This is a genomic window from Chromobacterium sp. W521 (assembly GCF_052805975.1).
Genome location: NZ_JBRBAF010000003.1, coordinates 1 through 23,214 on the forward strand (window position 1 = coordinate 1; position 23,214 = coordinate 23,214).

A 23,214-nucleotide genomic window follows, 5' to 3' on the forward strand; every position below is an offset into this window, starting at 1 on the left:
CCGCCAGACGCCCTATACGATAACGCCAAGTTCAAGACTTGGCGTTTCGCTTCCCAAGGGAAGCAATACAGTTTATGCCTGGCGACATTAGCGAGGCGGTCCCACGCCTTCCCATCCCGAACAGGACCGTGAAACGCCTTAGCGCCGATGATAGTGTGGCATTCGCCATGTGAAAGTAGGACATTGCCAGGCGCCCCATGTAAAAGCCCAGACCAATCGGTCTGGGCTTTTTGCATTTGCCTTGCGGCAGGCGTTTAGAAACTGAGCGCCTTGTCCGCGGAGAGTGTCCACTCCGCCAACTCCGGCATGGTGCCGATCTTGACTCCCGTCAGCAGCAAGTCCTCATGAATTCCCCTCGCATCGGCGCAAGTGCGGCAGACTCGCGCCTCCGCGCCCAGTTCCACCGCTTCGGCCAACATGTCTCCCAGGGTGGGCGCTTGGGCGGTCTTCTGATTTTTCAACGCGGTGACTACGGCGTCGGACAGCAGGAATAGCCGCACCCGGCAGCGCTCGGCTTGCTGCGCCAGCGTAAGCGTTAGACGTAGCGCGGAGAGCGCGCGTTCGTCGCCATAGGGGCTGGCGTTCAAAGTGATCAGCACGGTTTGCATGATGGTTTGCCTATGATGAAGAGGGTTAGGGCGGCATTGTGGCACGTTGCGACGGTCTTGGCATGTGCGGTATGGACGCTTGGCGGCGATTCTAAGTTGTTGGCATGCAACAAGTGGGATGGGGGCGATGGCGGAGTCGAGGGGGCTAACTACTTGTTCGAGTTGAGTTTGTTTGTAATGAGATTGTGGACTGAAAAGTTTCCTTCACATTGTCCAGCAATCTATTTGTATTTGTATACAATAGACAAATTTTCCGGGCACTAATGAAAAGAGATAGCCCGGCGCTGCAAACTACACGGAGATGATTCATGCAATTCGACGCATTTGCCCATGGCCAGTCGGCGCTGCGGGACGCCATTACTTCTGCCTATCGCCGCGACGAGCGCGAGTGTGTGCAGGCGCTGTTGCCGCAGGCGGCGATGAGCGAAGGCGAAGTCAAGGCGGTTCAAGACCTGGCGCGACGTCTGGTGGCGGAGGTGCGCCGCGAGCGCACCAAGTCCAGCGGAGTGGATGCCTTGATGCATGAATTCTCTCTGGATAGCGCCGAAGGCATTGCCCTGATGTGTCTGGCTGAAGCGCTGCTGCGCATCCCTGACCGCGAGACAGCGGACAAGCTGATCCGCGATAAGATTTCGCGTGGTGATTGGAAAGCCCACTTGGGCAATAGCGCCTCCTTGTTCGTCAACGCGGCGGCCTGGGGTTTGCTGGTGACCGGCAAGCTGGTGGCTTCGCACAGCGCGAATGGTTTGTCGGCGGCGATGACCCGTTTGATCGCCAAAGGCGGCGAACCGCTGATCCGCAAGGGCGTGGATATGGCGATGCGCATGCTGGGCAAGCAGTTCGTCACTGGCGAAACCATAGAGGAGGCGCTGGCCAACGGCCGAGAACGCGAGGCGCGCGGCTATCGCTTCAGTTACGACATGCTGGGCGAGGCGGCGATGACCGAGGCCGACGCGCAGCGCTATCTGCAAGACTATGTGACCGCCATTCACGCCATCGGCAAGGCCTCAGCCGGCCGCGGGATTTACGACGGCCCCGGCATTTCGGTGAAGCTGTCCGCCATCCACCCGCGCTACAGCCGCATCAAGCACGAACGGACGATGGCCGAGTTGCTGCCGCGTCTGAAAGGCTTGTTCCTGCTGGCCAAGCAGTACGATATCGGTTTGAACATCGATGCAGAAGAAGCCGACCGCCTGGAAATCTCCATGGATCTGGTGGAGGCGCTGGCCAATGATCCGGACCTGGACGGCTTCGAGGGTATCGGCATTGTGGTGCAGGCCTATCAGAAACGCTGCCCCTATGTGATCGATTTCCTGATTGATCTGGCGCGTCGCACCAATCACCGTTTCATGGTGCGTCTGGTCAAAGGCGCTTACTGGGACGCAGAAATCAAGCGTGCCCAGGTGGACGGTTTGCCGGGCTACCCGGTCTATACCCGCAAGGTCTACACCGACGTGGCTTATCTTGCCTGCGCCAAGAAGTTGCTGTCCGCGCAGGATGCGATCTACCCGCAGTTCGCCACGCACAACGCTTACAGTCTGGCCGCGGTGTTCAACCTGGCATCCGGCAAGGATTATGAATTCCAGTGCCTGCACGGCATGGGTGAAACTCTGTATGACCAAGTGGTGGGCAAGGACAAACTGGGCAAGGCCTGCCGCATCTACGCGCCGGTGGGGTCGCATGAGACCCTGCTGGCCTACCTGGTGCGCCGTCTACTGGAAAACGGCGCCAACAGTTCCTTCGTCAACCGCATCGTGGACGAGGCGGTATCCATAGACGAACTGGTGGCGGACCCTGTGGCCGAGGCCGCGCGTCACGGCGGCCAGCCGCACAAGAAAATTCCGGCGCCGCTGGAGCTGTATGGGCAGCAACGCAAAAACTCCAAGGGCCTCGATTTGTCCAGCGAGCACGTGCTGGCCACTTTGCAACTGGGCCTGCAAGCGTCCGAGAAGCAGCAGTGGGGCGCCTTCCCGATGCTGGGCGACGGCGACGTCACCGACGGCGAAGTGCAGCCGGTGCGCAATCCGGCCGACCACGACGATCTGGTTGGCCGCGTGATCGAAGCGAGCGCGGCGGATGTGGACCGCGCGCTGAACCTGGCGCAGCAGGGAGCGGCCGATTGGGCCGCCACGCCGGTGGCCGAGCGTGCCGCCTGCCTGAAAAGAATGGCCGACCTGATGGAAGACCAGATGCCGGCGTTGATGGGCCTGGCGGTGCGCGAGGCAGGCAAGACCTTGGCCAACGCGATTGCCGAGGTGCGCGAGGCCGTGGACTTCTGCCGTTACTACGCGGCGCAGATCGAAGACGAATTCGACAACGCCAGCCACCGTCCGCTGGGCCCGGTGGTGTGCATCAGCCCGTGGAACTTCCCGCTGGCCATCTTCATCGGCGAGGTGGTGGCCTCGCTGGCGGCCGGCAACGCAGTGCTGGCCAAGCCCGCGGAGCAGACCAGCCTGATCGCCGCGCATGCTGTGCGTTTGTTGCACGAAGCCGGCGTGCCGCGCGCGGCGCTGCAATTGCTGCCGGGCCGCGGTGAAGTGGTGGGCGCGGCGCTGACCGCTGACCCGCGCGTTCAAGGGGTGATCTTCACCGGTTCCACCGAGGTGGCGCAGATCATCAACCGCACGCTGGCCAAGCGCGGCGGCGATCCGGTGCTGGTAGCCGAAACCGGCGGCCAGAACGCGATGATCGTGGACAGCTCGGCGTTGCCGGAGCAGGTGGTCACCGATGTGCTTAGCTCCGCTTTCGACTCTGCCGGCCAGCGCTGCTCGGCGTTGCGCGTGCTCTATCTGCAGAACGACATCGCCGACAAAGTCATCGCCATGATCAAGGGCGCGATGGATGAATTGAAGGTGGGCAACCCGGCCAAGCTGGATGTCGATGTCGGCCCGGTGATCGACGCCGAGGCTCGGGCCGGCCTATTGGCTCATATCGAAAAAATGAAGGCCAGCGCCCGCGCCACTCACCAGATCAAGCTGGACGACAGCTGCGCCAACGGCACTTTCGTGGCGCCCACCCTGTTTGAAATCGCCGATCTCAAGCAACTGAAGCGTGAAGTGTTCGGTCCGGTATTGCATGTGTTGCGCTTCGAGGCCAATGAGCTGGACAAAGTGGTAGCCGAGATCAACGCCACCGGTTACGGCCTGACGCACGGCATCCACAGCCGTATCGATGAGACCATCGACAACATCGTCAGCCAGATCAAGGTCGGCAATGTCTATGTCAACCGCAACATCGTCGGCGCGGTGGTGGGGGTTCAGCCCTTTGGCGGTGAAGGCAAGTCCGGCACCGGCCCCAAGGCCGGCGGCCCGTTCTATTTGTATCGATTGAGCCGCGCGGCCTGGACGCCGAAACTGGCGGCGGAAACCTTGCCCTTGTCCTTGCCGGCGCTGGACGTGCTGGCGGCGGCCGGCAGCGGCCTGGGCTTGGCTTTGGAGTCCGCTATCGCCGCAGCGCGGAAGGAGAGCGCGCTGACCTGCCTGGTAGATCTGCCGGGCCCCACCGGCGAGCGGAACGCGCTGCAATTCGCGCCTCGCGGGAAGGTGGGATGCCAAGCCGCCACCGCGCAAGCGCTGGCGGAACAACTGGCGGCGGTTTTCGCCACCGGCAACCGCGCGGTGCTGCCGGCCAATGAGGCTGGCCGAGGGCTGGCCGCCAAGCTGGGCGCTCTAGTGGAGCTGGACGCCGATGTGCTGGCGGCGGATGTCGGCGCGGTGCTGTTCTCCGGTTCCGAAGCCGAGGCCGAAGCCGCTCAGCGTGTGTTGGCGGAGCGCGACGGCGCTCTGGTGCCGCTGCTGCGCGCCGACGCGCAAGGCCATTACAATCTGCACCGTCTGGTGGTCGAGCGCGCGGTTAGCGTGAATACTACCGCGGCGGGCGGCAACGCCAGCCTGATGAGCATCGGAGACTAAGACCGGCTAAGCCAATCCCTGATCCAGCGTTGCGCCGCCTTGTCGTACTACGTGTACTGCCTGCGCCGGCGCGCCTTGGTTCAGGTTCTCTGCGAGCTTTTGTTAGCAGCTCTAAAGGCAAGGAGGGCTTCGATGACGAAAGCCCTCCCTCCTTGCAAAACCGCGTGTTAAACGAATTTTCCCATGCGTCGGCGCGCATGGGGCGGCAGGAGGCTTGTCCAACAAGCCACTTGCCACAAGCTGGCGGCCTTGAAATAATGCCGCCAGCCGCCGCTCTCGCCTCCCTATGCGGATAGGGCGGGATGTACATAACAACATTACACAGGTTCCGCAAACTCCCATTCCTGATGATTGACGGATGGGGATCTCTGGAGAAATAGAGGAAACATGATGCAAGCAAACAAACTGACGACTCTTTCCCTGGCCGTAGCCGCTGCTGTCGCCTTGTCCGCATGTGGCAAGAAAGAAGAGGGCGCGGCGGGAGCCGGAGCCTCCGCCGGAGCTCAAGCCGCCGCGGGCGGCGTGGTCAAGATCGGCTTCGCGGCGCCGCTGACCGGCCCGCAGGCGCACTATGGCGAAGAATACAAAAACGGCGTGACCCTGGCGATCGAAGACGCCAACGCCGAGAAGCCCACCATCGGCGGCAAGCCGGTGACCTTTGAACTGGAAGCCCAGGACGATCAGGCCGATCCCAAAACCGCCACCCAACTGGCGCAGAAGTTCGTCGACGAGAAAGTGAACGGCATCATCGGCCACTTTAACTCCGGCACCTCCATCCCGGCTTCCAAGATCTACTCCGATGCCGGCATCCCGATGATCGCGATGGCTACTTCGCCGGCCTTCACCGCGCAGGGGTTCAAGAACACCTTCCGCTCAATGACATCCGACACCCAGCAAGGCTCGGTGATGGGTAAGTTCGTGGTGGAAAAGCTGGGCGCCAAGAAAGTGGTCATCGTTGACGACCGCACCGCATACGGTCAGGGCCTGGCCGACGAATTCGAAAAAGCCGCCAAGGCCGCCGGCGGCAATGTAGTCAAGCGTGAATTCACCAATGACAAAGCCACCGACTTCGCCGCCATCCTGACCTCGATCAAGGCCGCCGCGCCGGACGTGGTGTTCTACGGCGGCGCCGACGCGCAATCCGCGCCGATGGCCAAGCAGATGAAGCGCTTGGGCCTGACCGCGCCGTTGATCTCCGGTGAAATGACCAAGACCCCGACCTTCCTGCAACTGGCTGGCAAGGAAGCCGACGGCACCATCGCTTCGCTGGCCGGCCTGCCGCTGGATCAGATGCCCAAGGGCAAGGACTACGAAAGCCGCTACAAGGCGCGTTTCAAGATGGACGTGGCCACTTACTCGCCGTACGGTTACGACGCCACTCGCGCCTTGATCCAGGCGATGAAAGACGCCAACTCCACCGATCCCAAAGTCTATCTGCCGGTGCTGGCCAAGATCGCGCATTCCGGCGTGACCTCCAGCAGCTGGACCTACGATGCCAAGGGCGACCTGAAAGACGGCGGCATCACCGTCTACAAAGTGGTGAACGGCGAGTGGAAAGTGCTGGAAACCGTGGGCGGCGGCGCTGCGTCCAAGGCCGCTTCCGCGGCCAAATAAGCCGGTTTGGCGCTAGGCAACAAGGCGACGCTTTCTGCGTCGCCTTTTTCTTTGCCCGTTCAACGCAAGAGGCCGATCTTCTTCAGCAAAAAAATAAGAATGGCAGCGCCGGCAATACCGAAGGCCAGGCCGGGCAGCGAGAAAGAGCCGGCGGCCGAAGCGGAGGAAATGCCCAAGAGGCGGCCAAACAGCCAATGGCCCAGTGCCGAACCGATGATGCCGATGATGATGTTGGCGATGACGCCTTCGCTGACGCCCATGACCTTACCAGCTAGCCAGCCGATCAGGCCGCCGGCCAACAGTGAAATGAGTAATCCCATATCCTCTCCTTATGTTAGTTTGTGGATAAATAGTTATAGCCATTTATTTAATATGGCGCCATGTTTTTTTGGAGCTCCGCTGCGAAAAACAAAAACCCCGGCATGCGCCGGGGTGGTGAGGGGAGGCGGGAATGCCGGTGTTTACAGGCCTACCCACTGACCTTTGCGCAATTGATACAGCGACACGGTGCCGTGCTGAATGTCGCCTTTGTCGTCAAAACGGATCTCGCCGGTTACACCCTTAAAGTCGGTTTTGGGGAGTTCGCCCAGGTACTTGGCCGGATCGGCCGAGCCGGCGCGCTTCATCGCGGCGATCATGACCCGTGCGGCGTCATAGGTGTAGGGAGCGTAGGCCTGGATGTCGGCGTTGAATTGCTGTTTGTACTTGCCGTTGAACTCGGCGAAGCCCGGCATCTTGTCTTTTTGCGCGCCGGCGCTGGAGGCGTAACTGCTTTCCGCGCTGTCGCCGCCCAACTTGGAAAACTCCGGCGTATTAATCCCGTCCGCGCCCATGAAGGCGGCTTTCAGACCCAGCTTGTTCATCTGCTTGACCATGGGCGCGGCCTGCGCGTCCATGCCGCCGTAGAACAGCAGGTCGGGCTTCTGCCCTTTGATCGAGGTGAGGATCGCCATGAAGTCGGTGGCGCTGTTGCTGGTGAACTCGCGTTTGACCACCTTGCCGCCAGCCGCTTCCACCGCCTTGGCGAAATCGTCGGCCAGGCCCTGGCCGTAAGTGGTGCGGTCGTCGACGATGGCGATGCGGCCGGCTTTCAGCGTCTCTATCGCGTATTTGGCCAGCGCTTCTCCCTGCTGGCGGTCGTTGGCGATGATGCGGAAGGTATTCTTGAAGCCCTGCTGGGTGAAGCTGGGGCTGGTTACCGAGGCGGCGATCATCGGAATGCCGGCTTGGGAGTAAATGCGCGAAGCGGGAATGGCCGCGCCGGAGGTGAGGTGGCCGATGATGCCCGCCACCTTGCCGTCCACCAGGCGTTGCGCTACCTGTGCCGCGGTTTTGGGGTCCGCCTGATCGTCCTCGGACACTACTTCGAAAGTGACCGGCTTGCCGTCCAGAGTGAGCTTTTCGGCATTGGCTTCCGCCACGGCCAACTTGACGCCGTTGTCCGCGTCGCGGCCCCAGTGAGCAAAAGGCCCGGTCAGTGGGTTGGCGGAGCCGATTTTCACCACAACAGAGCCGGCCTCGGCCGGCGCGCTGCCGGCGCTTTGTTCGGATTTGCCGCAGGCGGTCAGGGCCAGGGCGGTGCAGGCGATGAGGCTAAGATGCGTTTTCATGAGTTTCTCCTGATTTCTCTTTGTCTATTTAGCTTTGTCTATTTGGATATTCGCCTCAGGAATAAGGCGGTGGCCCATTTTTGGTGCATAAACGGATTAGCGTCAACCCCGGCGGCGTCTCGGCGGCGGCTTTGCGCTAAAATGGCGGACTGATTTCGCGATATATATGGATTTTTAATGACGAAAGGGTATCCAGCTCCCGCCTCGCCCTGTGTCGGCCTTTGCCGTCTCGACGAGGGCGGCGCCTATTGCCTGGGTTGCCTGCGCACCTTGGATGAAATTGCCGGTTGGTCCGGCTTTGACGACGAGCAAAAGCGCGCGGTGTGGCAGCGGCTGATCGCCTTGCGGCCCAAGGTAAAGGACAAGCGCTGCGAGCGTTGCGGCGCGGTGTTCCGCTGTGGAGAGGGCGGCGCCAACGGCGCTTGCTGGTGCGTGGATCTGCCGCAGGTGCTGCCGCTGCCCTACGGTCACGGCGACTGTCTGTGCCCGGAGTGTTTGCGCGGTCATCTGCGAGAAAGCTATTTGGCGCGTGGGCTGACGCCCCCTATATAGCGCTCAGACATGCGCGAACGCACTGAATGTCAATTGCGTATTATTGCCGCGAGGTGCAACCAAAGACCATGACTCGCGGTCCTAACGTCTTTTCCTCCTTTCCGGTTCGGCTCCTAACCTCATGACTCTTTGGAAGCGTTGGATTCGTAAGCTGTTGTTGCCCTTGTTTTTGATTGGCTCGTTGCGGGGTCGAGGCCGCGTCAGCCTAGGCCGTAGGCCGTGGCGCAACGGCATCGCGCTGGCCGCGGTTTTGGCGTTGGCCGGCTGGGGGCTCTGGCTGTGGCTGGCGCCCAAGCCGGCGCCTCAGGTGCTGACCGCGGAAGTCACGCGAGCGGACCTGGAAGACGTGGTGCTGGCCAGCGGCGTGCTGAAACCGCTGCGGCAGGTGGATGTAGGCGCCCAGGCCAGCGGCCAGCTGAAAACGCTGAATGTTGAGGCTGGCGACCGCGTCAGAAAGGGCGAGCTGTTGGCCGAAATTGATCCGGAAAACAGCCTCAACGACCTGAAGGCTTCCGAGGCGCAATTGGAGTCCCGCGTGGCCCAGCTGCGCAGCAAGCAGGCCACGCTGCGCCAGGCTGAGCGCGAACTGGCGCGCCAAAAGCAGATGATGGGCGAAGGCTCGACCTCGCAAAAAGACCTGTTGACGGCGGAAACCAACTATCAAACCCAGACAGCGGAGCTGGACGACCTGCAAGCGCAGATTCGCCAGAACCGTTTTCAGATCGACAAGAATCGAACCACGCTGGGCTATACCCGCATCACCGCGCCGATGGATGGCGAGGTGATAGAAATCGTCACCCAGCAGGGCCAGACCGTGATTGCCAGCCAGACGGTACCGGTCATCCTTAAGCTGGCGGACCTGAGTACGATGACGGTGCACACCCAGGTGGCCGAGGCCGATGTGATTCGCGTCAAGGCCGGGCTACCGGTGTATTTCACAGTGCTGGGCGCACCGGATCGGCCTATCCGCGGCAAGCTGCGCGCGATTCTCCCCACGCCGGAAAAAATCAACAATGCCAACTTCTACAAGGCGCTGTTCGATGTGAAGAATGTCGACGGCAAGCTGCGCGTGGACATGACCGCGCAGGTCAGCATCGTGCTGGCGGAGTCCAAGCAGGCTTTGAGCATCCCGCTGAGCGCCTTGGGCGCGGCCGGCAAGGATGGTCGTTACAGCGTCAAGGTGCAGGGCAAGGACGGTCAACTGCATGAACGGCAGGTGCGGATCGGTTTGAAGACCGCTACCCGGGTGCAGATTCTGGATGGTTTGAAAGCCGGCGAGAAAGTGGTGACCAGTGAAGGCGGCGGCAAGGAAGAAGAACCCAGCGGCGGCGTGATGGTGAGCGCATGAGCGGAGCCAGCTTGACGTTGTCCGGAGTGTGGCGGCGTTTTCCGTCCGGCGACGAAGAAGTGGTGGTGCTCAAGGACGTCAGCCTGGATATCCGCGCTGGCGAGATGGTGGCCATTATCGGTGCCTCCGGTTCCGGAAAGTCCACGCTCATGAACATCCTGGGCTGCCTGGACCAGCCTTCCGCCGGCCACTACCAGGTAGGCGGGCGCGATGTGGGGACGTTGGACAAGGACCAATTGGCTACCTTGCGTCGTGAGCACTTCGGCTTCATCTTCCAGCGCTACCACCTGCTGCCGCATTTAAGCGCCATAGACAATGTGGCGATGCCGGCCGTATACGCCGGCATGACGCAAGAAGCACGGCGCGAGCGCGCGGGCCGTTTGCTGGCACGGCTGGGCCTGGCCGGCAAGGAAGACTACCGCCCGGGCCAGTTGTCCGGTGGCCAACAGCAGCGGGTGTCCATCGCGCGGGCGCTGATGAACGGCGGTGACATCATCCTGGCCGACGAACCCACCGGCGCGCTGGACAGTCATAGCGGCGAGGAAGTGATGAATATCCTCAAGGAGCTGCACGCCGCCGGCCACACCATCATCATCGTGACTCACGACCCGTCCATTGCCGCGCAGACCGAACGCATCATCGAAATCCGCGATGGCGAGATTCTGCGCGACAGCGCCGCCGACGCATCGCGCCCGGCTGCGGACGCGAGCGAGCCGCGGCGGCCCAAGCCCGGGCCGGCCTGGCGTGAACGCATGAGCGAAGCCTTCAAGATGGCCATGCTCGCCATGCTGGCCAACCGGCTGCGCACCGTGCTCACCATGCTGGGCATCATCATCGGCATCACCTCGGTGGTGTCCATCATCGCGGTGGGCGAGGGCGCGCGCAATTACGTGTTGAACGACATCCGCTCCATCGGCACCAACACCATCACCGTGTATCGCGGCAAGGATGGAGGCGACGACAAGGCCGACGGCGTGCGCACCTTTCTGCCTAGCGATCTGGCGGCGCTGAGCGAGGAGCCCTATGTCGACAGCGTGTCGCCGGTTACCACCAACAGCCTGCGCATCCGCTACCGCAACGTTGACGTCAACGCCTCGGTGTCCGGCGTGGACAGCACCTTCTTCCGTGTGCGCGGCTTGAAGCTGGTCGCCGGCCTCGGCTTCAGCCGCGACGATGTGCGCATGCAGCGCCAGGTGGTGGTGGTAGACAACTACACCCGCCGCAAACTGTTTGCCGATGCGGAAGCCATCGGCCAGGTGGTGCTGGTGGGTAGCGTGCCGGCCACCGTCATCGGGGTGGTGGAGACCAAAGACAACGGCTACGGCGGCAAATCGCTGCAAATGTGGATGCCCTACAGCACCGCCGGCAGCCGTTTGTTCGGGCGGGCCTATTTTGACTACATGGTGGTGCGCATCAAGGAGGGCCAGCCCACCGCGCTGGCGGAGAAGGCGCTCAGCCACCTGCTGACCCTGCGCCACGGCAGCAAGGACTTCTTTACCGTGAATATGGACGAAGTGCTGAAAACGGTGGAAAACACCAGTCGCACGCTCGCTCTGCTGTTGACCTTGATCGCGGTGATTTCACTGGTGGTGGGCGGCATTGGCGTGATGAACATCATGCTGGTGTCGGTGACCGAGCGTACCCGCGAAATCGGCATCCGCATGGCGGTGGGCGCGCGTCAGTCCGACGTGTTACAGCAATTTCTGACCGAGGCGGTGCTGGTTTGCCTGGTGGGCGGAGCCATCGGCATCGGCCTGTCCTACGGCATCAGCTTTGTGTTCGCGCTCTTGGTCAGCAAATGGAAAATGGCGCTGTCGCTGAAAGCCATCGCCCTGGCGGTGGCATGCTCCACCGCTATCGGCGTGGTGTTTGGCTATCTGCCGGCGCGCAGCGCGGCGCGTTTGAATCCTATCGATGCCTTGGCTCGGGAGTAAGTGTTTGACGCTTTGGAAATCCAATCTCACTGCTTTGGGTCTGGCCCTGTTGCTTGCCGCGTGTCAGAGCACGCCTTATCAGCGCCAGGCGCTGGAGACCCCGGCGCAATGGCACAGCCCCACGGCTCAATCGCAGACGGACATGAGCCGCGAGCGCTGGTGGCAAGGTTTTGGCGACGCGGGCTTGTTGGCGGTGCTGGAACAGGCGCGCAGCCGCAACCCGGATTTGAGCATTGCCTTGCTCAAGTTGCGCAAAGCGCAATTGGCGGCTGGGCTGGAGCGTAGCGAGGCCTTGCCCTCCTTGAGCGGCGATTTGAGCGCTGGAACCAAGCGCACGCTGGGCGAGTCCTCGACCTGGAGCCGCAGCAGCGGCGGCAGCTTGAGCACCAGTTACGAGTTGGATCTGTGGGGGCGGGTGGACGCGCGCTTGCGCGCGGCGGATCAGGAGTTTCGCGCCAGCGCCTATGATGAAGCCGCCGCCAGGCTGCTGTCGGACAGCGCCGCCGCCGGCTTGTACTGGGACATTGCCGCGCTGAAGACACGGCAGAGGCTGGGGCGGGCGGACCTGATGGACCTGCGCCGGATTCAGGCGCTGGCGGAAACTAAATGGCGTGCCGGCGCCACGAGCGAGCAGGATGTTACTCAGGCGCGGAGCGCGGTGTTGAGTCAACAGACGGAACTGCTGACGCTGGCAGACGAACTCGGGCAAAAGGAAAACGCGCTGGCCTTGTTGCTGGATCATCCGCCCGGCGCGGCGCTGCCGCCTATCGCCGAGCTGCCGCTGGAACCGGCTTTGCCCGCGATAGACGCCGGCCTGCCCAGCAGCCTGCTGGAACGTCGGCCGGACCTGATGGCGGCGGAGGCGCGCTTGCGCGGCCAATTGGCCAAGGTGGATCAGCAGCGCGCGGCCCTCTTCCCCACGCTGAAGCTGACCGGCTCGCTGGGCTCCAGCAGCAGCGCGCTGAGCAGCCTGGTGCAAAACCCGTTGTTGACGCTGGGCGCTTCCCTGTCCTTGCCCTTCCTGGAATGGCGCAAACAAGGCCTGCAATTGAAGAGCAGTCAGGCCGATTACGAGTTGGAAACCGTCAATTTCCGCAAGACCTTATATAGAGCTTATCAGGAGGTGGACAATGCGCTGAGCGCGCGTCAGCGGCTGCAAGGCTCGGCCCGCTTGCAAGCGGACGCGCTGGCGTTGAGCCGGCGCAGCGAGCAACTGGCGGAAAGCCGCTATCGTGCCGGCGCGGTGGACGCTCAAACCTGGCTGGACGCAGCCAAGGCGAGGCGTAGTAGCGAGTCCGCGCTGGTCCGGCTGCGTCAGGAACAATTGAAAAACCTGGCGGACGTTTACAAGGCCCTGGGCGGCGCGCCGGCGGCTTGAGCGGCGAGGGCGCCGATCTGGTTTTTCAGGGGCGGGGTTAAGGCTCGAGATACTCTTCGCAGGCTGGAATCGGCTTGTCCGGCGTGTAGGCGCCGCTATCCGGCCGCCGTGTCAGCAGGCGCTGGAAGGTGCAGGCCTGGTCCACCACGGTGGCGATGTCTTTTTTCCGCAAACGTTTGCCCAGCGAGTCGCGGCTGCGCGAGGCAGGGCCGGGAAAGCTGGTGGCACGGGTACGGTAGATCAGGCGTGGGAAGCCGGCTGTGACGTCTTTGTCCAGCTTGATGTTGGAAGAAAAACGGTACTCGTCATGACAGGCTCCGCGACGGTCGGCGTAATCCCGCTCCGAAAAGCACGCGCGTATCATCAGGGAACTAGCCAGCGGCAGCGCCAGCACCTCGCGCATCTCAAATCCCGCGCCCTTGGAATAGACCTGCAGCAGGTGCAGCATGCTGAAAGAGCCGCCGCCGCCGGAATACATGGTGCTGACGTCCTCGCTGACGCCCACCAAGATGCCCTGATCGGAAGCGGCGAGCCTTACCACATAAGGCCATAGCGCTAGACCGCGGCGGTTGTCCCACAGCGCGTCGGCCTGTAAATCACGCAATTCCAGCTGTGCGCCAGCGCTCTGGTTGGCGGTGGGCCGGACTTTGAGCATGGGCGGCGCGTCCTTGGTTTGCGCCACCAGCTCAAGACACAGCTGGCGGTCCGGAGTGCAGCCTTGCTCCGACTCCGCCGACTCTGGCCTTGATTCCCGCGTCAAGGTCTTGATGCTATTGCCGGCCAGGTCAACATCGGCTGGTCGAGCGGCGGCGGCCGGCTGGATGGAGACAATTGCCAAGCAGACGGTGAGCGCCGCGAGCTTGAGTACATGGGAAACGTCATTGGAATGCTGCTTCATGACCTGCTTTTTTGTGATGAGAGGGTGCTAGATCACCGCCCACAGCCCGCAGATGGCGAATAGGATGAGCACCCCGGTCAGAATCTGGGCAGTGGTGCGTTCTTTTTGCAGCGCTCGTTTCAGGTTGTCGTGCACGCTTTCCAGCTTTTCCAGCCGCTGCTCCAGCTCGGCGCGGGTTTCATCCTGCCGCGCCAGAGATTGCAGCATCGCTTCACCGCCCACCTCGGTGATCAGCTCCTTGTTCCATACCCCCAGCAGCTTGTTGACTTTGTCCTTGAAGTAGAGCGCGGAGCGCTGATTGGCGTCCTGCCATTCAAACTCAAAACCCTGGCTGGCGTAGAAGGCGTTGCGTTGCAGCCGTTCTTCTTCCGAAGAGGTCTGGCTCATGCTGATCATGCCGGGGCTGATGGCGTGATCCGGACAAATCCCCTTGGCCCATGAGATGACGCTGGCGAACAGAAAAGTGTCCAGTCCGGTGCCGACAAAGCCTGGACTGGCTTGCACGCCGCTTTTGGGGCCGAAGGTGACGGTACGGCTGGGCCGGTCCACCCGCACCCAGGCGCAGTTGTGGGCTGCTTGGAAATGGCTGTCCTCGCCTTCGAACAACTGCCAGCGGTGACCGTCGGCTCGGGCATAGCCGCGGAACTGCAGCCGGAAGAAGTCGGATTGTTCCGTCATGGCCCGGCTGCGCTGCAAAATGCCATAGATGGGCGTGCCGTTGGCGGTCAGCGTCAGAATGGTTTCGCCCAGCGGAATAGCCAGCGTGGCCAAGGTATTTTCGTTTTCCGGGGCGCGGAGCACCGGTTCTTCGGCTGTAGGCGCCGGATTGGCGGCCTGGTTCGGACTGGTCATCTGCTGCCTATATTTGGGGGGATTCTTAGAACCTGTTCAAAGCTTGCTGCGCTTCAGCGATACGGCGTTGAAAACCAGCTCAAAATGCTCATGTACCACTTGACCATTCCGCTTTTTCGCTCGTTTTCGCCTTGTCTCGCCCTTGCTCGCGAGACTTTGAACAGCCTCTTAGCGCCTGTTCAAAAGCCGTCGTCATGCGGCTGCTTATTGTACCAATCTAGACGGCTGGGGGAATCCTTGCTCGCATGTCCTGCGACATTTGCACAAGTGGGCGCTAGCCCAGGCCGGGGCAGAGAGGTCATCCAGTTTGGTTTGAGTATTAAATGCTTGCTCAATCTATCGTTGCGGCAGGCACTGGGCATGGTGCAGAGCCTGCTGAAATTGGCCGAGCTAGACTGGGCAGTACCGGATCACACCACCGTTTGCCGCCGCCAGAACATCTTGGCAAGACGCCGCTGTTCTACGCGGCGGAGGCGCGCAATGCGCCGGCGGCGAAGTTGCTGCTGGAGCATGGCGCGGATGTGAATGTGTCAACGCGCTTTTCGCAGATGTCGCTACTGATGGCGGCGGTGTTGAGCGGTGTGCCGCAGATGGTGGCCGACCTGATCAAGCACGGCGCTTCGCTGGAGGACAGGGATAAGTACGATCAGTCGGCGCGGGACTATGTGGCCAAGCTGCCCAAGGCCCAGCGGCCGGCTATGCTGCGGGCGCTGGGCCGGGCGTGAAGTCCTGTTCAAAGCCCGTTGCGCGTCGTGAGGCGTGACGGAGTGAGTGCCGTACTTTGAACAGGCTTTTGGCCGCGCTTAGTTAAAGCCGGTCAGCCGTTTGAAATTGATCTGGCGCGAATCGCGGTGAGACTTGAACCGGGAGCTCTTGCCGCGCCGGAGAAAGGCTTCGGCCTGCGGCAGCGGGGCGAGGCTATCCTGTTCCAGCTTGGGCGCGGCGTGTTCGGAGATGCCATGTTCGGGCGCGTGGCTGCGAAGATAGTCGCAGCGGGCTTGTTCCAGCGTGTCGCGCAGCGTCAGCGGGCTGAGCTGTTGCAGTCTGCTGGAGAGCTGGGCGGCACAGTGTTCCACCAGTTGTTTCAGCGCCGCCTGATGCTGCGGGTTTTTGTCATTCAGCCCGGCCTTGGTACTGATGGCCCTGAGGTGGTTGTTAAGCAGGCTGGGGCCGGCTTGTTTGCGAAAGCACTCCGCCTGGCTGGGGAAGCGCGCGGCGGCGGTATCAATGATGAAGGCACGGTAATGTTTGGCCTGTTCCGCCAAGCGACTGCTGGGCGCTTGGGGCAGGCATTGCTTGGCGGTGGCCTCGGCGCTGTTGTCGATATGATCGTGCACCATGGAGGTGTAGTAGTTGCGCAGCAGATTGTGAGCGTCTTCCTGTGTTCGGCTGGCCAGCCACAGGCTGAACTGGCGCTGCGATTGCGCCAGAGCGGCTTGCAGTGTGTCCGGAGCCAGGCGGCGCAGCGCATCGGCCGGTTGCGCGTCGCGCGGGGTGGCGCGGCCGACGCTGGACGGTCGCTCGCTATTATTGGCCGCGCTGCGGATGTCCGCGGCCAGCGCGGTTTGCGGTGGGGTGTCCGGGTCGGCGCTGCCGCGCGGGTGGATGCGGCTGGGCATGTCGTTGGTTATTTTCATTGGGCGCTCCTGAGCAAGGGAGGCGGCGTCAGGCGCCGCCGTGGTTGGGATGCGGCGCAGTGTGCCCAAGCCTGGGAATGCTCAATATAAAGAATTGGTCATGTCAACCGCATGGCGTCACAGCAGCATCACCAGTTTATACTCTGGCGCCTGGGCCAGTTTGAGGGTGATTTGCTGGTGTTCGATGCGGCCGGCGCTGGGGTGGTGGAACACGCGGCTGCCGCCTTCGCGGCCTTGCACGTCTTGTTGCTGCCAGTATTGGCGGAATTCCGGGCTTTTCGTTTCCAGTTCCGCAATCATCCCGGCCACGGCGGGCTGGTTCAGCCGCGGACTGAGGTCGGCGCGCAGTTCTGCGACGATGCGGCCGGCGCGTTCCTCCCACTGATCGATGAAGCTGCGCGCTTCCGGCGCCAGGAAGATGAAGTCCAGCAGGCTGCGGCTGGCGTCCGGCCGGCCCAGCCAGTCCCGGAACAGCCTCTGTGCCGGAGGGTTCCAGGCCACGGCGCGCCATTCGGCGTCCAGCACGTAGGCGGGGGAATCGATATGGGCGGTGGCTTGTTTCAACAGGGCTTTTGCCTGTTCGGACGGGCCGCGCCATTCCGGTTCCGGGTCTTTGAGCCCCGCCAGATTGAAAAGGTAGTCGCGCTCGGCGGCGGTGAGGCGCAGCGCCTCGGCCAGACGGGCCAGGGTGGGCGCGGACACGGATTGGGTGCGGCCCTGTTCTATCCAGGTCAGCCAGGTGGTGCTGATGTCGCACAAGGCGGCCACTTCTTCGCGGCGCAGGCCTTTGGCGCGGCGGCGCTGGCCGGGCGGCAGGCCGGCTTGTTCCGGGCTCAGGCGCTCGCGGTGGGCGCGGATGAATTGGCCCAGCGGCGCGCTGTCTTTGCTAGCGGTCATGGGGTAGGGCTATGGGTATTAGTATCGCTACTAGTATAAGCAACTGGCTTGTTGCCGGGAAAGTTTGGCTCCAAGATAAGCCCACGGAGCAGAGCCTTGTGACCGGCGCGCGGAAACCCGCGGCGTCGGCGGCAGTCTCAAGTTGAATAACCGGATTCGAGCAAACACCATGACCGCACAAACCTTGTACGACAAATTATGGAATAGCCACGTGGTGCGCCAGGAAGCGGACGGCACGGCTTTGCTGTACATCGACCGACACCTGGTGCACGAGGTGACCAGCCCGCAGGCGTTCGAGGGGCTGAAGCTGGCGGGCCGCCCGCTGTGGCGCGTGGATTCGGTGGTGTCCACCGCGGACCACAACACGCCCACTGATCATTGGGACGAGGGTATCAAGGACCCGATTTCGCGCCAGCAGGTGGAAACCCTGGACGCCAATATCAAGGCCTTCGGCGCCCTGGCGTATTTCCCGTTCAAGGACAAGGGTCAGGGCATCGTGCACGTGATGGGGCCGGAGCAGGGCGCCACGCTGCCGGGCATGACGGTGGTGTGCGGCGACAGCCACACTTCCACCCACGGCGCTTTCGCCGCGCTGGCCCACGGTATCGGCACGTCCGAGGTGGAGCATGTGATGGCCACCCAGTGCCTGGTGGCCAAAAAGTCCAAGAATATGCTGGTGCGGGTGGATGGCCAACTGGGCCGCGGCATCACCGGCAAGGATGTGGCGCTGGCCATCATCGGCAAGATCGGTACCGCCGGCGGCACCGGTTACGCGATCGAGTTCGCCGGCGAGGCCATCGAGAGCCTGTCTATGGAAGGCCGGATGAGCTTGTGCAATATGGCGATTGAGGCCGGCGCGCGTTCGGGCATGGTGGCGGTGGATCAGAAGACCATCGATTATGTAAAAGGCCGGCCGTTCGCTCCCAAGGGCGAGCATTGGGTGCGAGCGGTGGCGTATTGGCGCACTTTGCGTTCCGATCCGGGCGCCGTGTTTGACGCGGAAGTGGTGTTGCGCGCCGAGGACATCCGGCCGCAGGTGACTTGGGGCACCTCGCCGGAGATGGTGGTGGATATCGACGGCGCGGTGCCGGACCCGGCGCGGGAAAGCGATCCGGTCAAGAAAAGCGGCATTGAGCGCGCGCTCAGCTATATGGGCTTGCAGGCCAATACTCCCATTCACGACATCGCGGTGGACATTGTCTTCATCGGCTCCTGTACCAATAGCCGCATCGAGGATTTGCGCGAGGCCGCCAGCGTGGCCAAGGGCCGCCATAAGGCCGCCAATGTCAAGCAGGTGCTGGTGGTGCCGGGCTCCGGCCTGGTGAAGGCGCAGGCGGAGGCCGAGGGGCTGGACCAGGTGTTCCTGGCCGCCGGCTTCGAGTGGCGCGAGCCGGGCTGCTCGATGTGCCTGGCGATGAACGCGGACCGTCTGCAGCCTGGCGAACGCTGCGCGTCCACGTCCAACCGCAATTTCGAGGGTCGTCAGGGGCAGGGCGGCCGTACGCATCTGGTCAGTCCGGCGATGGCGGCGGCAGCCGCCGTCACCGGTCATTTCGTCGATGTGCGTTCGTTGTAACCGTTCCAAGGAGAGAATCATGCAAAAACTGCTGTTGTTGGTACTGGCTGCGCTGACCCTGAGCGCTTGCAATACGGTGAAGGGCGTGGGCCAAGACGTGTCCAAGGGCGGGCAGGCGATTGAAAATGCCGCCAAGGACGTGTCCAACAAAATGTGATGCGGCGGTCCGCCCCCGGCGTCCGCCGGGGCGGTCGTCTCCTCGCACTCTCTAATGAAGGCGGGCGCTAGCGCCCGGAAACGGCATTGACGATGAAAGCATTTACCACCTTGACCGGTTTGGTCTGTCCCTTGGATCGCGCCAATGTGGATACCGACGCCATCATTCCCAAGCAGTTCTTGAAATCGATCAAGCGCTCCGGCTTTGGTCCCAATCTGTTCGATGAATGGCGTTACCTGGATCACGGCGAGCCGGGCATGGACAACAGCAAGCGGCCGCTGAACCCGGACTTCGTACTCAATCAGCCGCGCTATCAAGGCGCGCAGGTGTTGCTGGCGCGCGAGAACTTCGGCTGCGGTTCCAGCCGCGAGCACGCGCCGTGGGCGCTGGACGACCAGGGCTTCCGCGTGGTGATCGCGCCCAGTTTCGCCGACATCTTCTTCAACAACTGCTACAAAAACGGCCTGCTGCCCATCGTGCTGGCGGCGGACTCGGTGGATCAGCTGTTCCGAGAATGCGCGGCCGCCGAAGGCTATCGGTTGACGGTGGATCTGGCGGCGCAAACGGTGACGACGCCGGCCGGGCAGGTGTTTGGCTTCGATATCACCGAGCATCGCAAGCACTGCCTGCTGGGCGGCCTGGACGAGATTGGCCTTACCCTGCAGCACGCGGATGAAATCAAGGCTTTCGAAGCCAAGCGCCGCAGCGAACAGCCGTGGCTGTTCGCCTGAGCAAAGGAGGCTGAGTGAACACGCCACAGCAGGGCGGCCACGGGCATAAACAGCATGTGGAGCAGCAGTTCGGCGGCCAGGCCGCCGCCTATTTGAGCAGCCAAGTGCATGCGGAGGGCGCGGAGTTCGCCGAGCTGCGCCAGGCCGTGGCGGAGCATGGCGCGGCGAGGGTATTGGACCTGGGCTGCGGCGCCGGCCATGTGGGTTTTCAGGTGGCGGAGGCGGCGCGGGAGGTCGTGGCTTACGATCTGTCGGCCGCCATGTTGGAAGTGGTGACGGCGGAAGCGGCCCGGCGCGGCCTGGACAATCTGAGCACGCGCCAGGGTTCGGCGGAGCGTCTGCCTTTCGCCGACGGCGACTTCGACTTGGTGTTCAGCCGTTATTCCGCCCATCACTGGGGCGATGTGGGCCTGGCGCTACGCGAGGCGCGGAGGGTATTGAAGCCGGGCGGCCGATTAGCGCTGATAGATGTGATGTCGCCGGGCCTGCCCTTGCTGGATACGCACTTGCAGGCTGTGGAAGTGTTGCGGGATTCTAGCCATGTGCGTAATTACAGCGGCGGAGAATGGTTGACGATGCTGGCTGAGGCCGGCTTCGTGGTGGACAGCCTGCGCCGTCAGCGGCTGCGACTGGCCTTCGACGCCTGGACCGCGCGCATGCGCACGCCGCCGGAGATGGCCGCGGCCGTTCGCCTGCTGCAACAGCGCATGGGCAGCGAGGTGCGCGATTACTTCGCCATCGAGGCGGACGGCAGTTTCAGTTCCGACGTGATGGTGTTGTGGGCCAGAACATGAACGCCGCCGGCGGCGATGGCTTGGCTGCATCGCCACCCCTGCTGGGCCTTCGCGCTGCTGGGCTTGAGCTTTCTGGTGTTCGGCGCGGGCACGGTCAATCTGGCGCTGTTGTTGCAATTGAATTTCAAGCTGTGGCTGGACGCCGGTTGGCAGGCGGCGATGGACGGCGCGCTGCGCCAGTTGCTGGAACTGCTGGTGTCCGGCTATGCCGCGATGGCGGCTTATATCATATTCAAATGTTGCGAGCGGGCGCTGGTGGAGCGGCTGACCCGGCGCGGTCCTCAAGACTGAAAAGGAAAACAGTATGAAAATCGCCATTCTGCCGGGTGACGGCATCGGTCCGGAAATCATCGCTCAGGCTCAGCGCGTGCTGGAAGTCTTGCGCAAGGACGGCCTGCCGATCGAAACCGAGCAGGCCCCGCTGGGCGGCGCCGGCTACGACGCTTTTGGCCAGCCTTATCCCGAGTTCACCCAGAAGCTGTGTCGCGAATCCGACGCGGTGCTGCTGGGCGCGGTGGGCGGCCCGGCCTACGACAAGCTGGAGCGTCCGTTGCGGCCGGAGCGCGGCTTGCTGGCCATCCGCAAGGATTTGAACCTGTTCGCCAATCTGCGGCCGGCCATCCTGTACCCGGAGCTGGCCAACGCTTCCACGCTGAAGCCGGAAGTGGTGTCCGGTCTGGACATCATGATTGTGCGGGAACTGACCGGCGACATTTACTTCGGGCAGCCGCGCGGCATCGCCGTCAACGAACTGGGCGAGCGCGAGGCCTACAACACCATGCGCTACAGCGAGGGCGAAGTGCGCCGCATCGCCCACGTTGCCTTCGGCATCGCGATGAAGCGCAACAAGCGCTTGTGCTCGGTGGACAAGGCCAATGTGCTGGAAACCACCGAGTTCTGGAAAGAGGTGATGATAGACGTGGCCAAGGAGTATCCGCAGGTGGAGTTGTCCCACATGTATGTGGACAACGCGGCGATGCAGCTGGTGCGCAACCCCAAGCAGTTCGATGTGATGGTGACCGGCAATATCTTCGGCGACATCCTGTCGGACGAGGCCTCGATGCTGACGGGTTCCATCGGCATGCTGCCGTCGGCCTCGCTGGATGAAAACAACAAGGGTCTGTACGAGCCCTCGCATGGCTCCGCGCCGGATATCGCCGGCCAGAACCTGGCCAACCCGCTGGCCACCATCCTGTCCGCGGCGATGATGCTGCGCTACACCTTTGGCCTGGAAGACGCGGCGCAGCGGGTGGAGAACGCGGTGAAGGCCGTGTTGGCGCGCGGCCTGCGCACCGCGGACATTTACGAGGCCGGTTGCGAAAAAGTCAGCTGCTCGGCGATGGGAGATGCGGTGGTGTCGGCGCTCTGAGCCCGGACGGTACGCCCGGTTTTCGCGGGGCGAACCGTCTGTTCTGATTTGAATACAATAAAAATGAAATACCCCATTGCTTGGTGCTTTATCGCGCTGCACAATGGGGTGACAACATTACAGCCGCCCGCCGCATAGGCGGGCGCGACGATTTGACAGACAGATACCAGGAGAAACCCCAGTGAGAGTAGGTTTTGTAGGTTGGCGCGGCATGGTGGGTTCCGTGCTGATGCAGCGCATGCGCGAAGAGAACGATTTTGCGGTGATTGCCGAGCCGGTGTTCTTCACCACCTCCAATGTGGGCGGCAAGGCCCCCGACATCGGCCGCGACACCCCGGCGCTGAAAGACGCGAAGGACATCGCCGAACTCAAATCCATGGATGTGATCGTCACCTGCCAGGGCGGCGATTACACCAATGAAGTCTATCCGCAGCTGCGCGCCGCCGGCTGGAACGGCTACTGGGTGGATGCGGCTTCCGCGCTGCGCATGGAAGACAACGCCATCATCATCCTGGACCCGGTCAATAAAGCGGTGATAGAGCAGGGCCTGGCGCGCGGCGTCAAGGACTACGTCGGCGGCAACTGTACCGTGTCGCTGATGCTGATGGCCTTGGGCGGCTTGTTCCAGAACGATTTGGTGGAGTGGGCCACTTCCATGACCTACCAGGCCGCCTCCGGAGCCGGCGCGCAGAATATGCGCGAACTGCTATCCGGCATGGGGGCGATCAACGCCCAGGTGTCCGGCCTGCTGGCGGACCCGGCTTCCGCCATTCTCGATATTGACCGCAAAGTGTCGGACTTCCTGCGCGCGGACGATTTTCCCTGCCAGAATTTTGGCGTGCCGCTGGCCGGCAGCCTGATTCCGTGGATAGACAAGGATCTGGGCAACGGCCAGTCCAAGGAAGAATGGAAAGGCGGCGTGGAAACCAACAAGATCCTGGGCCGCTCTGCCAATCCTGTGCCGGTGGACGGTTTGTGCGTGCGCGTGGGCGCGATGCGCTGCCACAGCCAGGCATTGACCATCAAGCTCAAGCGCGATGTGCCCTTGGACGAGATCGAAGCCATGCTGGCCGCGGCGAATCCGTGGGCCAAGGTGGTTCCCAACACCCGCGAGGCCTCGATGGCCGAACTGACCCCGGCGGCGGTGACCGGCACGCTGGCCACGCCGGTGGGCCGCCTGCGCAAGATGGCGATGGGCGGCGAATACTTGTCCGCGTTCACCGTGGGCGATCAACTGCTGTGGGGCGCGGCGGAGCCGCTGCGCCGCATGTTGCGTATCCTGATCGAGCGTTGACAGGGTAGAATGGCGGCAGCCTGGGGGCCGCGTTGGCGGGCTCCTACTGCCGGG

The 23,214-nt window shown here is 62.7% G+C and carries 21 protein-coding genes, 1 rRNA gene and 1 pseudogene; 16 read left to right on the plus strand and 7 right to left on the minus strand.

The genetic code is table 11. The features are described from left to right. The first annotated feature begins 77 nt into the window (after window positions 1-77). Window positions 78-192, plus strand: a 5S ribosomal RNA gene (rrf, locus tag ACUXV1_RS04720). A gap of 62 nt (window positions 193-254) precedes the next feature. Here rrf and ACUXV1_RS04725 read toward each other — a convergent pair. Beyond that, on the minus strand, window positions 255-608 hold the full coding sequence (locus ACUXV1_RS04725) for a DsrE/DsrF/TusD sulfur relay family protein (RefSeq protein WP_446014930.1): 354 nt from the start codon (window positions 606-608) through the stop codon (window positions 255-257). Between the two features lie 308 nt (window positions 609-916). Between ACUXV1_RS04725 and putA the strand changes: the two genes are divergently transcribed. After that, window positions 917-4,519 carry a trifunctional transcriptional regulator/proline dehydrogenase/L-glutamate gamma-semialdehyde dehydrogenase gene (gene putA, locus ACUXV1_RS04730; RefSeq protein ID WP_446014931.1) on the plus strand — a complete coding sequence of 1,201 codons (3,603 nt, stop codon included), beginning with the start codon at window positions 917-919 and terminating at the stop codon, window positions 4,517-4,519. A 390-nt stretch (window positions 4,520-4,909) separates the two neighbouring features. After that, a complete protein-coding gene (locus tag ACUXV1_RS04735) occupies window positions 4,910-6,133 on the plus strand; it encodes a branched-chain amino acid ABC transporter substrate-binding protein (RefSeq protein ID WP_446015132.1) in 1,224 nt (407 codons plus the stop codon). 59 nt (window positions 6,134-6,192) lie between these two features. Here ACUXV1_RS04735 and ACUXV1_RS04740 read toward each other — a convergent pair whose 3' ends face one another. Beyond that, a complete protein-coding gene (locus ACUXV1_RS04740; protein WP_043641489.1) occupies window positions 6,193-6,453 on the minus strand; it encodes a GlsB/YeaQ/YmgE family stress response membrane protein in 261 nt (86 codons plus the stop codon). A gap of 141 nt (window positions 6,454-6,594) precedes the next feature. After that, window positions 6,595-7,743: a branched-chain amino acid ABC transporter substrate-binding protein gene (locus ACUXV1_RS04745; RefSeq protein ID WP_446014932.1), complete on the minus strand. Its 1,149-nt coding sequence runs from the start codon at window positions 7,741-7,743 to the stop codon at window positions 6,595-6,597. Window positions 7,744-7,920: 177 nt separating this feature from the next. On the opposite strand from ACUXV1_RS04745, the gene ACUXV1_RS04750 reads away from it, so the two are divergent. From ACUXV1_RS04750 to ACUXV1_RS04765, 4 genes are all read left to right on the plus strand, one after another. Beyond that, window positions 7,921-8,295, plus strand: coding sequence for a cysteine-rich CWC family protein (locus tag ACUXV1_RS04750; RefSeq protein WP_081557053.1), 375 nt, complete (start codon window positions 7,921-7,923; stop codon window positions 8,293-8,295). Window positions 8,296-8,416: 121 nt separating this feature from the next. Further along, on the plus strand, window positions 8,417-9,643 hold the full coding sequence (gene macA, locus ACUXV1_RS04755) for a macrolide transporter subunit MacA (protein WP_203391660.1): 1,227 nt from the start codon (window positions 8,417-8,419) through the stop codon (window positions 9,641-9,643). Then, entirely contained in the window at window positions 9,640-11,577 is a 1,938-nt protein-coding gene (gene macB / locus ACUXV1_RS04760) for a macrolide ABC transporter ATP-binding protein/permease MacB (protein WP_446014934.1), read from the plus strand. Before macA ends, macB begins: the two co-directional genes overlap by 4 nt. Window positions 11,578-11,581: 4 nt before the next feature. Continuing rightward, a complete protein-coding gene (locus ACUXV1_RS04765) occupies window positions 11,582-12,955 on the plus strand; it encodes an efflux transporter outer membrane subunit (RefSeq protein WP_446014935.1) in 1,374 nt (457 codons plus the stop codon). 37 nt (window positions 12,956-12,992) lie between these two features. On the opposite strand, the gene ACUXV1_RS04770 is transcribed toward ACUXV1_RS04765, so the two are convergent. Together ACUXV1_RS04770 and ACUXV1_RS04775 are read right to left on the minus strand one after the other, a co-directional pair. Continuing rightward, entirely contained in the window at window positions 12,993-13,853 is an 861-nt protein-coding gene (locus ACUXV1_RS04770; RefSeq protein ID WP_446014936.1) for a hypothetical protein, read from the minus strand. Between the two features lie 27 nt (window positions 13,854-13,880). After that, the gene (locus tag ACUXV1_RS04775) at window positions 13,881-14,705 is read right to left on the minus strand and encodes a hypothetical protein (protein ID WP_043641499.1); all 825 of its coding nucleotides are present in this window, start codon (window positions 14,703-14,705) and stop codon (window positions 13,881-13,883) included. Between the two features lie 273 nt (window positions 14,706-14,978). Here ACUXV1_RS04775 and ACUXV1_RS04780 point away from each other — a divergent pair. Then, window positions 14,979-15,149: pseudogene (locus tag ACUXV1_RS04780) on the plus strand (transposase); the annotation flags it as partial. Continuing rightward, entirely contained in the window at window positions 15,128-15,430 is a 303-nt protein-coding gene (locus ACUXV1_RS04785; protein ID WP_446014939.1) for an ankyrin repeat domain-containing protein, read from the plus strand. The pseudogene ACUXV1_RS04780 and the gene ACUXV1_RS04785, both read left to right, overlap by 22 nt. A gap of 78 nt (window positions 15,431-15,508) precedes the next feature. Here the strand turns inward: ACUXV1_RS04785 and ACUXV1_RS04790 are convergent, their stop codons facing one another. Then, complete coding sequence (locus ACUXV1_RS04790; RefSeq protein WP_203391655.1) at window positions 15,509-16,342, minus strand: hypothetical protein; 834 nt, start codon at window positions 16,340-16,342, stop codon at window positions 15,509-15,511. 117 nt (window positions 16,343-16,459) lie between these two features. Next, the gene (locus ACUXV1_RS04795) at window positions 16,460-17,239 is read right to left on the minus strand and encodes a helix-turn-helix transcriptional regulator (protein WP_043641501.1); all 780 of its coding nucleotides are present in this window, start codon (window positions 17,237-17,239) and stop codon (window positions 16,460-16,462) included. Window positions 17,240-17,408: 169 nt separating this feature from the next. Between ACUXV1_RS04795 and leuC the strand changes: the two genes are divergently transcribed. The 7 genes from leuC (at window position 17,409) to asd (ending at window position 23,160) form a co-directional block, all read left to right on the plus strand. Then, a complete protein-coding gene (leuC, locus tag ACUXV1_RS04800) occupies window positions 17,409-18,815 on the plus strand; it encodes a 3-isopropylmalate dehydratase large subunit (RefSeq protein ID WP_446014940.1) in 1,407 nt (468 codons plus the stop codon). A 19-nt stretch (window positions 18,816-18,834) separates the two neighbouring features. After that, window positions 18,835-18,972, plus strand: a complete 138-nt coding sequence (locus ACUXV1_RS04805) for an entericidin A/B family lipoprotein (RefSeq protein WP_081544472.1) — start codon at window positions 18,835-18,837, stop codon at window positions 18,970-18,972. Window positions 18,973-19,064: 92 nt separating this feature from the next. Continuing rightward, on the plus strand, window positions 19,065-19,703 hold the full coding sequence (gene leuD / locus ACUXV1_RS04810; RefSeq protein ID WP_194426133.1) for a 3-isopropylmalate dehydratase small subunit: 639 nt from the start codon (window positions 19,065-19,067) through the stop codon (window positions 19,701-19,703). 14 nt (window positions 19,704-19,717) lie between these two features. Next, on the plus strand, window positions 19,718-20,497 hold the full coding sequence (locus ACUXV1_RS04815) for a class I SAM-dependent methyltransferase (protein ID WP_043641506.1): 780 nt from the start codon (window positions 19,718-19,720) through the stop codon (window positions 20,495-20,497). A 15-nt stretch (window positions 20,498-20,512) separates the two neighbouring features. Beyond that, a complete protein-coding gene (locus tag ACUXV1_RS04820) occupies window positions 20,513-20,788 on the plus strand; it encodes a hypothetical protein (RefSeq protein ID WP_446014942.1) in 276 nt (91 codons plus the stop codon). 13 nt (window positions 20,789-20,801) lie between these two features. Beyond that, window positions 20,802-21,866, plus strand: coding sequence for a 3-isopropylmalate dehydrogenase (gene leuB / locus ACUXV1_RS04825; protein ID WP_043641509.1), 1,065 nt, complete (start codon window positions 20,802-20,804; stop codon window positions 21,864-21,866). A gap of 181 nt (window positions 21,867-22,047) precedes the next feature. Then, window positions 22,048-23,160, plus strand: coding sequence for an aspartate-semialdehyde dehydrogenase (gene asd / locus ACUXV1_RS04830; protein WP_039755586.1), 1,113 nt, complete (start codon window positions 22,048-22,050; stop codon window positions 23,158-23,160). Window positions 23,161-23,214 lie beyond the last annotated feature (54 nt).

Coding starts and splice junctions, on each gene's coding strand:
- ACUXV1_RS04735 (WP_446015132.1), top strand. CDS start 4,910: ATGCAAGCAAACAAACTGACGACTCTTTCCCTGGCCGTAGCCGCTGCT.
- macA (WP_203391660.1), top strand. CDS start 8,417: ATGACTCTTTGGAAGCGTTGGATTCGTAAGCTGTTGTTGCCCTTGTTT.
- ACUXV1_RS04740 (WP_043641489.1), bottom strand. CDS start 6,453: ATGGGATTACTCATTTCACTGTTGGCCGGCGGCCTGATCGGCTGGCTA.
- ACUXV1_RS04775 (WP_043641499.1), bottom strand. CDS start 14,705: ATGACCAGTCCGAACCAGGCCGCCAATCCGGCGCCTACAGCCGAAGAA.
- ACUXV1_RS04750 (WP_081557053.1), top strand. CDS start 7,921: ATGACGAAAGGGTATCCAGCTCCCGCCTCGCCCTGTGTCGGCCTTTGC.
- putA (WP_446014931.1), top strand. CDS start 917: ATGCAATTCGACGCATTTGCCCATGGCCAGTCGGCGCTGCGGGACGCC.
- ACUXV1_RS04745 (WP_446014932.1), bottom strand. CDS start 7,743: ATGAAAACGCATCTTAGCCTCATCGCCTGCACCGCCCTGGCCCTGACC.
- ACUXV1_RS04795 (WP_043641501.1), bottom strand. CDS start 17,239: ATGACCGCTAGCAAAGACAGCGCGCCGCTGGGCCAATTCATCCGCGCC.
- leuD (WP_194426133.1), top strand. CDS start 19,065: ATGAAAGCATTTACCACCTTGACCGGTTTGGTCTGTCCCTTGGATCGC.
- ACUXV1_RS04770 (WP_446014936.1), bottom strand. CDS start 13,853: ATGAAGCAGCATTCCAATGACGTTTCCCATGTACTCAAGCTCGCGGCG.
- ACUXV1_RS04725 (WP_446014930.1), bottom strand. CDS start 608: ATGCAAACCGTGCTGATCACTTTGAACGCCAGCCCCTATGGCGACGAA.
- macB (WP_446014934.1), top strand. CDS start 9,640: ATGAGCGGAGCCAGCTTGACGTTGTCCGGAGTGTGGCGGCGTTTTCCG.
- ACUXV1_RS04790 (WP_203391655.1), bottom strand. CDS start 16,342: ATGAAAATAACCAACGACATGCCCAGCCGCATCCACCCGCGCGGCAGC.
- ACUXV1_RS04820 (WP_446014942.1), top strand. CDS start 20,513: ATGGCTTGGCTGCATCGCCACCCCTGCTGGGCCTTCGCGCTGCTGGGC.
- leuB (WP_043641509.1), top strand. CDS start 20,802: ATGAAAATCGCCATTCTGCCGGGTGACGGCATCGGTCCGGAAATCATC.
- ACUXV1_RS04805 (WP_081544472.1), top strand. CDS start 18,835: ATGCAAAAACTGCTGTTGTTGGTACTGGCTGCGCTGACCCTGAGCGCT.
- leuC (WP_446014940.1), top strand. CDS start 17,409: ATGACCGCACAAACCTTGTACGACAAATTATGGAATAGCCACGTGGTG.